The organism is Pseudoalteromonas sp. MSK9-3, assembly GCF_003590335.1.
Lineage (GTDB): Bacteria > Pseudomonadota > Gammaproteobacteria > Enterobacterales > Alteromonadaceae > Pseudoalteromonas.
In genome coordinates, this window is sequence record NZ_MIET01000030.1 from 99,884 (window position 1) to 114,843 (window position 14,960).

A 14,960-nucleotide genomic window follows, 5' to 3' on the forward strand; every position below is an offset into this window, starting at 1 on the left:
AGCTTGTAACAATAGGTGTTTGTAGATATACCTATAAATATTAATCGCCCGTGATGGGCAAAAACGTAGACAAGAACGGTCAAGAATAGGCAGCTATGGGCAAATCGTTAGTAATTGTAGAGTCTCCCGCAAAGGCTAAAACAATTAATAAATATTTAGGTAAGGACTTTATTGTAAAGTCTAGTGTCGGCCATGTGCGGGACCTGCCGACGTCAGGTGCAGGTAAAACCAAAGGTGTTGCCACTAAAACCCCTGCTGAAGTACGCAAAATGGCGCCAGAAGAAAAAGCCATATACAAGAAAAACAAAGATTATGCGAATCTTGTTGCGCGTATGGGGATTGACCCAGAACAAGGCTGGGAGCCACATTATGAGGTACTGCCAGGTAAAGAGAAGGTAGTACAAGAATTACAAAAACTTGCTGAAGGTGCTGACCACATCTATCTCGCAACCGATTTGGATAGAGAAGGGGAAGCCATTGCATGGCACCTTGAACAGATCATCGGTGGCGAACCTGAAAAGTATAAGCGCGTGGTATTTAACGAGATCACCAAAAACGCCATTCAGCAAGCCTTTGAGGCGCCGGGGCAGCTAAATACTGACATGGTATATGCTCAGCAGGCTCGCCGCTTTTTAGACCGTGTAGTGGGCTTTATGGTATCGCCTTTACTATGGCAAAAAGTTGCTCGTGGATTATCTGCAGGGCGCGTACAGTCAGTTGCTGTGCGTTTGCTAGTAGAACGTGAACGTGAAATAAAAGCATTTATTCCAGAAGAGTTTTGGGATATTCACGCTGACGTAACGGCCAGTTCACAACCAATTCGCTTGGAAGTAACTAAGTTTCAAGGCAGTGCATTTAAGCCCGTCAATGAACAGCAAACCACGGCAGCAGTAACGGTACTTGAAAAAAGCGACTATAAAGTTGTTAAAGTTGAAGAAAAACCAAGTAAAAGTAAGCCCAGTGCGCCTTTTATCACTTCAACAATGCAACAAGCAGCCAGTACGCGTTTAGGCTATGGCGTAAAGAAAACCATGATGCTCGCGCAGCGTTTGTATGAAGCGGGTTATATTACCTATATGCGAACAGACTCAACGAACTTATCAAATGATGCCGTTGCTATGTGTCGTGAGTATGTAACAGAGCAGTTCGGTGATAAGTATTTACCTGAAAACCCAATAAAGTACAGTGCCAAAGATAATGCGCAAGAAGCGCACGAAGCTATCCGTCCATCAAGCGTAACGGTATTGTCTGGTCATGTGGAAGGCGTAGATGCTGATGCCAAGAAGTTGTATGAGCTAATATGGCGACAGTTTGTAGCGTGTCAAATGACACCTGCTGAATATGACTTAACCACCATGTCTGTGGCTGCGGGCGAATATACCCTGAAAGCCAAGGGGCGTGTAATGCGCTTTGATGGTTGGACTGCGGTGCAGCCTTCGATACGCAAGAAAAATGAAGAAGATCAATCTCTGCCAGCCGTTGCTGTCGGCGATGACATTCAATTAGTCGCGTTAGATCCTAAGCAACACTTTACGAAGCCACCTGCACGTTTTAGTGAAGCAAGCTTAGTTAAAGAATTAGAAAAGCGTGGTATTGGCCGTCCATCTACCTACGCAGCGATTATTTCGACGATTCAAGACCGTGGGTATGTGCGTGTTGAAAACCGTCGCTTCTTTGCCGAGAAAATGGGTGAGATTGTTACTGATCGCTTAGTTGAAAACTTCAACGACTTAATGAACTTTGACTTCACCGCTAAAATGGAAGGTCGTTTAGATGATATCGCAGAAGGCGAGCGTGTTTGGACCCAAGTTTTAGATAAGTTTTACGCAAACTTCTCTCAGCAGTTAACAACCGCTGGCGGAGAAGAAGCTGAAGGCGGCATGCGTCAAAATGTCATGGTTGAAACCGATATTGACTGCCCGACATGCGGCAGAAAAATGGGTATTCGTACTGCATCCACTGGCGTATTCTTAGGATGTACAGGGTATAATCTGCCACCTAAAGAGCGTTGCACAACAACCATGAATTTGGTGTCGGGTGATGAAGCGGTTGCCGCTGATGTAGAAGATGTTGAAACTGAAACATTAATGCAGATGAAGCGTTGCCCGGTTTGTGAAACAGCGATGGATTCATATCTCATTGATGAAACACGTAAGATCCATGTGTGTGGTAACAACCCTGCATGTGATGGCGTGGTTGTCGAACAGGGTACCTTTAAAATTAAAGGGTATGACGGCCCGGTTATCGAATGTGATAAATGTGAATCAGAAATGCAGTTAAAGTCTGGCCGTTTTGGTAAGTACTTTGGTTGTACGAATGAAGACTGTAAGAATACCCGTAAACTGCTGAAAAGTGGTGAGCCAGCGCCTCCGAAAGAAGATCCTGTTCACTTGCCTGAATTGGAATGTGAAAAATCAGAAGCCTATTTTGTATTACGAGATGGCGCATCAGGGATCTTTTTAGCAGCGCATACTTTCCCTAAATCACGGGAAACACGTGCGCCTAAAGTTGCAGAGTTAAAGCGCTTTAGAGACCGTATATCGCCGAAGTTTTACTATTTGGCCGATGCACCAGATCAAGATGATGATGGTAATTTAGCGGTAATTCGGTATTCACGCAAAACTAAAACTCAATATGTTATGACCGAAGTTGAAGGTAAAGCAACTGGTTGGAAAGCAACCCTTGACAAAGGGAAGTGGGTTATTGAGCAGAAAGTGACGAAGAAAAAGAAAAAGTAACACTGTATTGTGTTTGATGAAAAGCCGGGCTTGCCCGGCTTTTGTCGTTTTGTAATTCGCAACGTGCGATGCTTAATACAGTTTGTTTTAGTTATGTTAGTACTCACTGCGAGTAAAAGTTATGATAGAAAAGGGTTTTAGTACGTATAATTGACATCACAAGATGCGCTAAGTAAACTCGTTTTGTGTCTATATATGGAACGTGCGCGATATTGTTAACATCATCGTCGCTAAATGTAATTAGGAAAAATTATTGATGCATTCTATAAAAAAAATGAAGTCAGGACTCTTATATCTGACAATACTGACTGTGTCACTTGGCATAAATAAGCATGTTTTAGCTGATACTGAGTCGAATTCTCAAATTGATTTAACGCCCTGTTATATAGAAAACCTGCCAGACAGGTTATTGTGTGGCAGTGTAAAACAGCCGTTATCGTATGAAACGAATGAAGGTGAAATAGAGATTCATTTTGCTGTTATTCCGGCCATTAAAAAAAGTCACCCGACAGAAGCTATATTAGGCTTTGCTGGTGGCCCAGGGCAGTCTGCGGTTGAGCTAGCTGCGATATTTAATCGAAACTTACGATATGCTCGTGAAAACCGTGATATTTTACTGGTCGATCAACGGGGTACGGGTAAATCATTGAAATTACAGTGTCAGTCTGATGATTTGGTGACACAGTTTGCGTTCAATGATGCATTGATTGACATGAACACCCTTGCTAAAGAAGACACTCAGCGTTGTAAATCTGAGATAAAGGTTGATTTGAGCCACTTTACGACACCTGTAGCAGCAAAAGATTTTGAAGCAGTTCGCAAAGCTTTGGGTTATACCGGGCTACATTTATACGGTGTGTCTTATGGTACGCGTATAGCGCAAGAGTATACTCGTCAATTTCCTGATTCAGTGCTAACCAGTACATTGGATGGCGTTGCACCAATGCAACAGGGTTTGTCGGCGATTGGTCATGCCATAGATACGTCACTCGATGCGTTGCTTAAACGTTGTAGCACAGACGTGCAATGTGAAAAGCAGTACCCTAAATTGTCCGAACAACTCGTGAGTTTACTTGATAGATTAGACCATTCGCCTGTTACGGTTGACGTAAGGCACCCTCGAACTCATCAGAAAACTGAACTGGTCGTTACGCAATTAAAGTTTTTTTCTGCCATAAGAATGGCACTGTATAGTCACCACACTCGTGCCTTGATCCCTTTAACGATTAGCGAAGCGCTTGCAGGTAATTATTCACCGTTAGTGGGATTATTATCTTCATCAGACATGGTTGATAGTATGGCGATGGGCATGCACAGTGCCATCGTGTGCGGTGAAGATTGGCCTTTTTTAACGGCTACATCTCGTGAAAAAGATATGCAAAGTTATTTTGGTAAATTGATGATTGAGTCTCTTGATATTAGTTGCCCCGTTTGGCAAGTGAAACCGGTTGATAGCCGCTTTTATCAGCCACTTAATATCGCAACGCCGACCTTGTTGTTATCAGGGGGGATTGATCCAGCGACGCCACCAGAGTGGGCTGAGATGGCGATGGTTAATATGGAAAATGCCACACACTTGATTGCACCATCGGCAACACATGGTGTGGTATCGCAAACTTGTGCAGCCAAGTTAGTTGGTCAATTTATCGATAAAAAGAGTGCGCAGGAGTTAGATGCCAGTTGTTTGGAAAAAGATAACCGTAAGCAGTTTTTTATGAATCTTAACGGCACAGTTTCAACTCAAAAAACAAAAATCAGTAAAATAGAACTAGGTGGCGACTTATGATATCGGTAAATAACTTAACGAAAAAAATCGGTGACGTAAATGCGCTTAACGGTCTTAATTTCAGTGCGCAAAATGGTAAAATTACTGGGTTACTTGGGCCAAATGGTGCGGGTAAAACAACTTGCTTACGCACTGTGTTTGGTTTGCTAAAGGCTGACAGTGGCAACACCGAGATTGATGGCATTGACGTTGCAAAAGACCCTATGCAAGCAAAGCAACAACTAGGCTTATTTCCTGATCCATGTGGTTTATATGAACGCTTAACACCGCGTGAGTATGTTGAGTTTTTTGCCCAATTGAGTGGCATGAGCGCTACGGATGCAAAGACAGCGACCGCAGATGTGCTGTCTAAGTTGCAGATGGATGATATAGCAGACAGGCGTTGCCAAGGTTTTTCACAAGGCCAGCATATGAAAACGGCTTTAGCTCAAGCAATCGTGCACAAGCCAACCAATATCATTTTAGATGAACCGACGCGCGGGCTCGATGTGATGAGCACGCGTATATTACGAGATCTATTGCTGTTGCTGAAAGAGCAAGGGCATTGTGTGTTGTTCTCAAGTCATGTAATGCAAGAAGTCGCCGCGTTGTGCGATCATGTAGTGGTTATGGCAAAGGGTAAAGTTGTGGCAGAGGGGTCACCAGAGTCACTGTGTGAGCGCACTGGTAAAGCAACATTGGAAGAAGCATTTATTGAGTTGATCGGCAGTGATGAAGGAATAGCAGCATAATGAAATTACTGACTGTATTGTTTAAAAAAGAAGTACTTGATGCAGGTCGAGACAAGCGCTCGGTGATGGCTGGTTTATATTACGCGATTGGTTCCCCAATAATCATGTGTGTATTATTTTCAATTATGCTCAAGCAGTTTGCGTCTCCAGATGAGCTAAAAATTACCATTAATAATGCAGATGCTGCGCCGGCATTGGTGCAATATTTAGATAGTAAAGAGATCATCCACAGTACTGATGACGATGTAAAAGCCATTACCTTAGAAATCAGTGCAGATTATCAAGATAAAATGCGCGAAGGGCGCAGTGCACAGGTAACAATTATTGCTGATAAGTCCGACGATAAGTTACGAAAATCAATTACTGAACTAGAACGCGCGCTTATGAGGTATAACAGCGAAGTAGCCAGCCTTCGGTTACTTACACGAGGCATTGACCCTACAGTAATGCAAGCGGTGAATGTACAATTACATGATCAAGCAACGCCTGAGTCGAAAGGGGGGATGTTTTTAGGTATTGCAACCTTATCTATTGTGCTCACTTTATTTTATGCCGCGATGAATTTGGCAATTGATACAAGTGCGGGCGAACGAGAGCGAAATTCATTGGCGTTACTGTTAAGTCATCCGCTTAGCAGTATGCAGGTGGTTTTAGCAAAGTCAGCTGCCATTGCTGCTTTTTCAATGCTTGGTCTCGCAATTATTTTGGTGGTGTCAAAATTTGCTTATGCTTTGGTACCTTGGCAGCAGCTTGGTTTTAGTGTCAATATCGGCTTTGACTTTATGCTGTTATGTATGGTGATTGGTTTGCCAATTGCGTTAATGTCAGCCAGTTTACAAGTATTTGTGTCTTTTATGGCTAAGTCATTTAAAGAGGCGCAAACCTACGTCACTATGGTGCTATTTGTGCCCATGGGACTCAGTATGGTGACGACCTACGATATTGCAACAGAATACGTGCAGTGGTTGCCAATTGCGGCGCAGCAACATGCCATGATTGAATTTATTAAAGGCAACGCATTACCTTGGCCACAATTGTTTATATCAACGCTTGTTACATTGGCATTATTTGGTTTATTTAGTTGGCTGAGTAGTCGTATGTTAAAAAGTGAAAAGGTGGTATTTGGTTTGTAATGAACCAGGTAGCTTTCCCCGTAAAGTATAAAAACGCGCAGCCTTAGGCTGCGTTTTTTTATGCTGTGGTTATCCACAGAAAAAGTGGATAACTTGTCATTAACTTGGGGTTGGTTTTATATAAAAATGAGAGTAATTAGGATGTTTGCTGATTAACAGCGCGTTTTACTGTGTGTGAGTACCATGGGGTTGTTAGCACTCGTGTAAATAGATTAAGCAAGTAGGGAAATTGTACTCTTGTACCATATAAGCACACATTGATATAAATACAGTGAGGCAGATTGTATTCAGCAAATGAAGCAGGGTGGCGAACAATAATGTATATGGTTTATGTCTAAGGGCATAGCTGCCATCATTTAGGATTTTCTGGTATCATTATTTTTTAAACGGCTTATAAATTACTGAGTGGTTTTTTGGCTTCTCAGGAAAAGTAATTTGTGTGCTCTAATCACGTTATTTTAAGTTAATTTACTATGCAATTATCTCCATCTCTAACAGCGTTAATCGAAGCTCTGCGCTGTTTGCCTGGCATTGGACCGAAGTCAGCGCAACGGATCGCTTTTCATTTACTTGAACGTGATCGCTCAGGCGGGACTCAACTTGGCGATAGTTTGCTAAAAGCCATGCAGGTTATTGGCCACTGTGAGTCATGTCGTACATTCTCTGAAGCACCATTATGTGATATTTGCTTAAGTGTAAAACGTCAAGATAGCCGTTTATTATGTATTGTGGAATCGCCAACAGACGTGCTTGCGATTGAGCAAACAGGCCAATACCAAGGCTTATATTTTGTTCTTATGGGGCACTTGTCGCCATTAGATGGTATTGGGCCGAAAGAAATTGGGCTAGATGTACTTGATGACAAATTGTCAAAAGGTAATATAGACGAAGTTATTCTAGCAACAAACCCGACGGTTGAAGGTGAAGCCACTGCGCATTACATTGCAGAGCTGTGTCAAAAACATAACGTTGACGCATCTCGAATAGCACATGGTATGCCAGTCGGTGGTGAGCTTGATTTAGTCGATGGCATGACATTAATGCATGCATTCTCTGGCCGACGTAGCTTAAGCTAATATAGAGATAGAATGGGTTAAGATAGTTGTTAGTGTGACAGTCGTTAACCCTTTTTTATAAATGATATCATCGAAAAAAATACATTTTTCCCCTTGAACTTGAAAAACTCCCCCCCATATCCTTTTGCATAATATTTAGTATCAATTTGGTTAGACGGAGAGAACGATGACCACAGCTCAAAAAGAAACATTAGGCTTTCAAACAGAAGTAAAACAACTATTAAACCTAATGATCCATTCTTTGTACTCTAATAAAGAAATTTTCTTACGTGAACTTGTATCTAACGCCTCAGATGCCGCGGATAAACTGCGCTTTTTAGCACTGTCTGATGGCAGCCTTTATGATGGTGACGCAGACTTGCGTGTACGTGTCAGTGTTGATAAAGAAGCGAATACCGTGACCATTTCTGATAACGGTATTGGTATGACACGTGAAGAAGTGATCAGCTCATTAGGAACGATTGCTAAATCAGGTACTGCTGAATTCTTTAGTAACCTAACGGGTGATCAAGCACAAGATTCACAATTAATTGGTCAATTCGGTGTTGGTTTTTACTCTGCATTCATCGTTGCAGATGCGGTAACAGTCACTACGCGTAAAGCGGGTGAAAGCACAGGTGTTGAGTGGCATTCACAAGGTGAAGGCGATTACACGCTTGCTGAAGTAGAAAAAGAAGGCCGTGGTACTGAAATCGTGCTGCATTTACGTGAAGAAGAAGGTGAGTTCTTAGACGACTTCAGACTACGCGGTATTGTGACTAAATATTCTGACCATATTTCTATTCCTGTAGAAATGTTCAAAGCGCCAGTGCCAGAGTCAGAAGGCCCAGACGGTGAAAAGATTGAAGCAGTTCCAGGTGAGTGGGAAGCCATTAACCGTGCTACAGCACTTTGGTCTCGCGATAAGTCAGACATTTCTGATGAAGAATACAAAGAATTTTATAAGCACGTTGGTCATGACTGGGAAGAGCCACTAACATGGGCACACAACAAGGTTGAAGGTAAAACAGAATACACAAGCTTATTGTATATTCCGAAGAAAGCACCATTCGACATGTTCAACCGTGACCGTCAAACGGGCTTAAAGCTTTATGTACAACGCGTTTTCATTATGGATGACGCTGAGCAGTTCATGCCGAGCTACCTACGTTTTGTAAAAGGTTTACTTGATTCAAACGATTTGCCACTGAATATTTCACGTGAAATCTTACAAGATAACAAGATCACGCAAGCAATTCGTAAAGGCTGTACATCTCGCGTACTTAAAATGCTTGACCGTATGGGTAAAAACAAGCCTGAAGAGTATCAAACATTCTGGAATGAGTTTGGTCAAGTGATCAAAGAAGGTCCAGCAGAAGATTCAGCCAACAAAGAAGCCATTGCTAAGCTATTGCGCTTTAGCTCTACGCATACAGATGAAGCGACACAGAATGTGTCTTTAGAGCAGTATGTTGAGCGCATGAAAGAAGGCCAAGACAAGATTTATTATGTTGTTGCTGACAGCTTTGAAGCAGCTAAGAGTTCTCCACACCTAGAAATCTTCCGCAAGAAGGGCATTGAAGTCTTATTGTTGTCTGACCGTGTTGATGAGTGGATGATGAGCCACCTAACTGAGCTTGATGAGAAGCAACTACAATCAATCACTCGTGGTGACTTAGACTTAGGTGATTTAGATGATGAAGAAGCTAAGAAAGCACAAGAAGAGAGTGAAAAAGAAGTTGAAGGTTTAGTTGAGCGCATTAAAGAAGTACTTGGTGATAAAGTAAAAGAAGTACGCTTTACGCACCGTCTAACTGATTCTCCAGCGTGTGTTGTTGCTGACGAGCACGACATGAGTTCACAAATGCAAAAGCTGATGGAGTCTGTGGGTCAAGCAGCACCAGAGTCTAAGCCAGTATTTGAACTTAACCCTGAGCATCAACTTGTGAAACACTTAAATGTTGAGCAAGATGAAGACAAGTTTGTACAGTGGTCAGAAGTATTGTTCGACCAAGCGTTACTTGCTGAGCGTGGTAGCTTGAAAGATCCAGCTGGGTTTGTTGCACGCTTGAATAAGCTAATGCTTGATTTAAGCAAATAAGCGTTTAAATTACGTTAGGAAAGGGGGCTTTATGCCCCTTTTTTTTATCTATAACGAATTAACCTTAGCAATTAGTATAAGTTGCTTGAGAAACACCGGCGCTTATGAAAAAATTCAACCAAATTTAAATAAACTCCGATACGAGGAACATATTATGCGCATTATCCTTTTGGGCGCACCGGGTGCAGGTAAAGGCACTCAAGCACAATTCTTAATGGAAAAGCACGGTATTCCACAGATCTCTACTGGCGACATGTTACGTGCGGCTATTAAAGAAAGCACGCCTTTAGGCCTTGAAGCAAAGAAAGTGATGGACGCAGGTCAACTAGTATCTGATGAGATCATCATTGGCCTTGTGAAAGAGCGTATTGCGAAAGCAGATTGTGCAAAAGGATTCTTACTTGATGGTTTCCCTCGTACAATTCCACAAGCTGATGCAATGAAAGAAAATGGCATTAGCATCGACCATGTTATTGAGTTCGATGTAGCTGATGACATTATTGTTGAGCGTATGGGTGGACGTCGTGTACACCCTGGTTCTGGTCGTGTTTATCATGTTGTTTATAACCCAGCAAAGGTTGAAGGCAAAGATGATGTAACAGGTGAAGACTTAATCATTCGTCCTGACGATGTTGAAGAAACAGTGAAAAAGCGCCTTGGTATTTACCATGAGCAAACTAAGCCATTAGTGAACTACTACCAAGCTGAAGCGGATGCAGGTAACACGCAATATCATAAACTTGATGGTACACAGGCTGTTGAAGCGGTAAGCACTCAACTTGCTGAGCTGTTAGGTTAATCGTTTGATTAATGCTTTAATTAAGAAAAACCGCCTTTTGGCGGTTTTTTTATAATGTTTTTAACTTATGGACGACTTGACTGTAATCAGGCTCAGTAGCTAAATTTTTAACTAGTTGTTTATAAACAATCTTGTGGTCTTTATCGAGGATAAAAACAGCTCGGCTAAGTAGCCCCATATCTTTGATATATAAGCCATAGTTTTCACCAAAGTTTCGCCATACTGAGTCAGATAAAGTAACAACTTTGTCGATGTTTTCTTGCTTACAAAAGCGCTTTTGGGCAAATGGTAGGTCAGCACTGATTGTTAGCATTTCAATATTTGAAAAAGTCTTAGCGACTTGCTCATTGAAGTGCTTGGTTTGCAGGCTACAAATACCGGTGTCTAAGCTTGGCACAACGCTTATCACAATAGCTTTACCTTGAAAGTCCGATAATTTCACAGGAACAAATGCATCGTTAACGACTTTAAAATCAGGAGCCTGTTGACCTTCAGTAACACCTTGGCCTAATAAGGTGATCGGTTTTTCTTGGGCATAGACCTTACCTGAGTCTATTTTGTTCTCTGGCAGGGTATATGCCGATACGCTCATAGCGAACAAGCTTGTGGCAATAATGGAGACTTTCAGCATAAAGTATTCCTTTTCGAGTTATCTTAATTGGCGTCAGTGTATTATACTGTAAAACGCTAACAAAGTATTACGGGATAAGTGCGTTGTAAATCGTTAGGGATTTTATTAACATTAGCCGTAAATTTGAGCCACCAAAACTTATAATAATCATTAAGTCTCAATTTACAGACCATTGAGAACAACTCGAGCAAAGAGAGCTTTTATGTCAACATTAGTTTTAATATGTGATGACTCTAAATTAGCGCGCCGTCAGCTGGCTCGCTCATTGCCTGAGGATTGGGATATTAAAGTAGAATTTGCAGAACATGGCTTAGACTGTATTGAAAAGATCAAGCAGTTCTCGCCTGAAATTCTATTTTTAGATTTAAATATGCCGCAAATGGATGGCTATGGCGTATTACAAGAAATTCAAAGCCAAGATCTAAATGTGTTAACGGTTGTGGTATCAGGAGATATACAACCTAATGCACACCAGCGAGTTATAGAGCTTGGCGCAATAGACTTTATTCGCAAACCATGCGATGCGGCAAAACTTGCTGAAATTATAGAACATCACGGCATTCGAGATCGCGCTATTCGTGAAAGCTTAGTGCATAAATTGGGTGAGCAATTAGACCCTGAGATCCGCGATATTTATCAAGAATTAACCAATGTGGCAATGGGTCAAGCTGGCGACTTACTCGCTAGACTATTGAACGTATTTGTTGAGTTACCAATCCCAAATGTGAATGTGCTTGAAGTCAGTGAGTTACACATGGCTTTACAGGCCATTGATGCGAGTGCGAGTACATCCGGGGTTTGCCAAGGCTTTATTGGTGGAGGGGTATCGGGCGAAGCATTGTTGTTACTGAATGATTCAAGTTTTAAAGAAGTTGCATCACTCATGAATTATCACGGTGAGCTTAATGAAAAAGTAGAGCTTGAGCTGTTGATGGATATTAGTAATATTTTGATTGGTTCTATTTTAACGGGCTTATCAAGGCAGCTTGATATGCCTTTCAGCCAAGGACATCCTGTTGTGCTCGGACAGCACTGCGATGTATCAGATCTGGTTAAAGCAAATAAATCTAGATGGCAACGGACGCTTGCTATAGAAATTAGTTATGGAATAGAAAACCACGATATTAATTGCGACTTAATGCTGCTCTTTACCGAGGACTCATTGAAGACCTTGAAGTATAAAGTCGAATACTTATTAGAAGATTAAAACTATGCCTGCTGCTGATTTTGACATGAATGAGATCCATTGGTTAATGGATATGTTTAATACGGTTGATGTTGGGTTAGTCGTACTAGATAGAGATTATAAAGTGTGTATTTGGAATGGTTTTATGGAAAACCATTCAGGACTATTGCCAAGTGCCGTTAAAGATAAAGATATTTTTGACTTATTTCCGAGCATTGATGAACAGTGGTTTAGAGGTAAAACCGAGTCGGTATTTGTGTTAAAAAACCGCTCTTTTACTATTTGGGAACAGCAACCCTATATATTTAAATTTAAGAATTACCGACCGATCACCGGTAAAGCTGATCACATGTATCAAAGTTCGACAATTATTCCTTTGAGTACCATTACGGGCGAAGTAGGGCACATATGTATCATTATTTATGATGTGACTGATGAAGCAATGAATAAGCTTGAGCTGGAACAAGTGAATCAGAAGCTTGAACAAATGAGCCGTACCGATAGCTTAACAACATTAGCCAATAGGGGCTATTGGGAAACGACGTTACGCAAAGAGTTTAAGCGGTTAAAGCGCAGTGAGGGCGTGTGCAGCTTGCTTATGTTTGATATTGATCACTTTAAACGGGTAAATGATGACTATGGGCATAGTGGCGGTGATGAAGCTATTCGGCATATTTCAGATCTTTTGAAAAAAACCTTACGTGAAACAGACACAGCTGGTCGATACGGCGGTGAAGAGTTTGTCGTGACCTTAGTTGATACTGACAATGAGGGGGCACAAATATTTGCTGAACGTTTAAGAAGCTTGATTGAGAAGTCGTCAATTTTTTATGATAACAAGCAAATACAAATAACAGTCAGTGTTGGTTTTGCAGCTTATACCAGTGACTTTGATAAACACGAGCAGTGGATTGAAGCGGCAGACCTTGCGTTATATCACTCCAAAGAAACGGGTAGAAATAAAGTAACGGGTTACACCAGTGATATGAAAAAATAAGAATAGTGACTTCAACGTGAACCATCACAGTATGGATTGACACTTCTACAATAAAGCGCTCGACGTATATCATCGGGCGTTTTGTATTTTAAGCCCGTGTGCGGTGGTAATTTAAAAGCAGGCAACTAGTCTTTTTGACTATCTTTTAGGCTTGGGTTTCTATTACGTTCTTCGAATTAAAACTGGAAAAGTGTTAATCTTATTTAGAATGGATCTGTCACTTCCCCAAAAAATAAAAAGCCCTAATATTTAGGGCTTTTTTGTAGAAAATTCATAGAACTAAAATACTAAGCTGATGCTTCTTTGCTTTCTACAGGGCATTGACCTATGACGGTTTTGGTTCCGTCTGCATCAACTTGCTCTAACTTAACCGAGAAGCCCCATAGCCTGTATAGGTGTTTTAAAACTTCTTTTTTAGAGTTAGCCAAAGGTATGCCATTTTGAGGCACGTAGCGCAATGTTAAAGAGCGATCTCCGCGAACATCTACATCATATACTTGAATGTTCGGTTCGTGGTTACTCAAATTATATTGCGCTGATAAGGAAGAACGAACAAACTGATAACCTTCATCATTATGAATGGCACCAACCTCTAAATGCGGCGATTTTTGCTGGTCGACTATTGTGAATAGTTTAAAGTCTCGAATCAGTTTTGGTGATAAAAACTGACTTACAAAGCTCTCATCTTTAAAGTTCTCCATTGCAAAATGAAGCGTATCTAACCAATCTTTCCCGGCAAATTCAGGAAACCATTGTTTATCTTCATCTGTAGGGTTTTCACAAATACGACGAATATCGACCATCATATTGAAGCCAAGTGCGTAAGGGTTTATCCCTGAATAAAATTTACTGTTGTAAGGGGGTTGATAGACAACATTGGTATGGCTTTGTAAAAACTCTAGCATGAAAGCATCGCTGACTTTACCCTCATCATATAGGTGATTCAAAATAGTATAGTGCCAGAACGTCGCCCAGCCTTCGTTCATAACTTGTGTCTGGCGCTGAGGGTAAAAATACTGCGATACTTTTCGTACTATACGAATTATTTCTCGTTGCCATGATTCTAATAAAGGCGCATTTTTCTCAATAAAATAAAGGATGTTCTCTTGTGGCTCTGTTGGAAAGCGGATCCGCTTTACTTTTTCTTCATGAGCACTCACAGGGATCGTTCGCCAAAGCTCGTTGACTTGAGATTGCAAATAATCTTCACGTTCTTTTTGTCTTTTCTGCTCTTCAAACAAAGATATTTGTTGAGGGCGCTTATATCTATCAACACCATAATTCATGAGCGCATGGCAAGAGTCTAGTAGGTTTTCAACTTCATCAATTCCATATTTCTGCTCACACTGCGCAATATAGTTTTTGGCAAATAATAAATAGTCGATGATTGATGATGCATCAGTCCACGTTTTAAAGAGATAATTACCTTTAAAAAATGAATTATGCCCATAACAGGCATGTGCCATTACCAATGCTTGCATGGGTAATGTATTTTCTTCCATTAAATACGAAATACACGGATCTGAATTAATAACAATCTCATAAGCGAGACCCATTTGGCCCCGCTTATAGTTTTGCTCTGTTTGAATAAATTTTTTGCCATATGACCAATGACTATAGCCGATTGGCATACCAACGCTCGAATATGCATCCATCATTTGTTCAGCGGTGATCACTTCTATTTGGTTAGGGTAGGTATCTAACCTGTAGTGTTCAGCTACGCGCGCTATCTCAGCCTGATATTCTCCTAACATCTCAAACGTCCAATCAGGTCCGTCATTCATAGGGTTATAACTCATATAG

11 protein-coding genes are annotated in these 14,960 nt (G+C 41.2%); 9 read left to right on the top strand and 2 right to left on the bottom strand.

Features of this window, described 5'->3' with window-relative positions:
- The first annotated feature begins 95 nt into the window (after positions 1-95).
- The 7 genes from topA to adk all read left to right on the top strand — a co-directional run bounded on the left by topA (position 96) and on the right by adk (position 10,343).
- Positions 96-2,738, top strand: coding sequence for a type I DNA topoisomerase (gene topA / locus BGP78_RS13585; RefSeq protein ID WP_119861876.1), 2,643 nt, complete (start codon positions 96-98; stop codon positions 2,736-2,738).
- Positions 2,739-2,994: 256 nt separating this feature from the next.
- Positions 2,995-4,524, top strand: a complete 1,530-nt coding sequence (locus BGP78_RS13590) for an alpha/beta hydrolase (protein ID WP_119861877.1) — start codon at positions 2,995-2,997, stop codon at positions 4,522-4,524.
- Positions 4,521-5,255, top strand: coding sequence for an ATP-binding cassette domain-containing protein (locus BGP78_RS13595; protein ID WP_010364819.1), 735 nt, complete (start codon positions 4,521-4,523; stop codon positions 5,253-5,255). The genes BGP78_RS13590 and BGP78_RS13595 overlap by 4 nt, the downstream gene beginning before the upstream one ends.
- On the top strand, positions 5,255-6,388 hold the full coding sequence (locus BGP78_RS13600; protein WP_182912286.1) for an ABC transporter permease: 1,134 nt from the start codon (positions 5,255-5,257) through the stop codon (positions 6,386-6,388). The genes BGP78_RS13595 and BGP78_RS13600 overlap by 1 nt, the downstream gene beginning before the upstream one ends.
- Before the next feature lie 473 nt (positions 6,389-6,861).
- A complete protein-coding gene (gene recR, locus BGP78_RS13605) occupies positions 6,862-7,464 on the top strand; it encodes a recombination mediator RecR (protein WP_119861879.1) in 603 nt (200 codons plus the stop codon).
- A gap of 166 nt (positions 7,465-7,630) precedes the next feature.
- Positions 7,631-9,544, top strand: a complete 1,914-nt coding sequence (gene htpG / locus BGP78_RS13610; RefSeq protein ID WP_010364812.1) for a molecular chaperone HtpG — start codon at positions 7,631-7,633, stop codon at positions 9,542-9,544.
- 154 nt (positions 9,545-9,698) lie between these two features.
- Complete coding sequence (adk, locus tag BGP78_RS13615; protein ID WP_119861988.1) at positions 9,699-10,343, top strand: adenylate kinase; 645 nt, start codon at positions 9,699-9,701, stop codon at positions 10,341-10,343.
- Positions 10,344-10,392: 49 nt separating this feature from the next.
- On the opposite strand, the gene tpx is transcribed toward adk, so the two are convergent.
- A complete protein-coding gene (gene tpx, locus BGP78_RS13620; protein WP_119861880.1) occupies positions 10,393-10,974 on the bottom strand; it encodes a thiol peroxidase in 582 nt (193 codons plus the stop codon).
- Between the two features lie 202 nt (positions 10,975-11,176).
- On the opposite strand from tpx, the gene BGP78_RS13625 reads away from it, so the two are divergent.
- On the top strand, positions 11,177-12,181 hold the full coding sequence (locus tag BGP78_RS13625; protein WP_119861881.1) for a response regulator: 1,005 nt from the start codon (positions 11,177-11,179) through the stop codon (positions 12,179-12,181).
- A gap of 4 nt (positions 12,182-12,185) precedes the next feature.
- Positions 12,186-13,157 carry a sensor domain-containing diguanylate cyclase gene (locus tag BGP78_RS13630; RefSeq protein WP_119861882.1) on the top strand — a complete coding sequence of 324 codons (972 nt, stop codon included), beginning with the start codon at positions 12,186-12,188 and terminating at the stop codon, positions 13,155-13,157.
- 287 nt (positions 13,158-13,444) lie between these two features.
- On the opposite strand, the gene BGP78_RS13635 is transcribed toward BGP78_RS13630, so the two are convergent.
- The gene (locus tag BGP78_RS13635) at positions 13,445-14,956 is read right to left on the bottom strand and encodes a SpoVR family protein (protein WP_119861883.1); all 1,512 of its coding nucleotides are present in this window, start codon (positions 14,954-14,956) and stop codon (positions 13,445-13,447) included.
- Positions 14,957-14,960 lie beyond the last annotated feature (4 nt).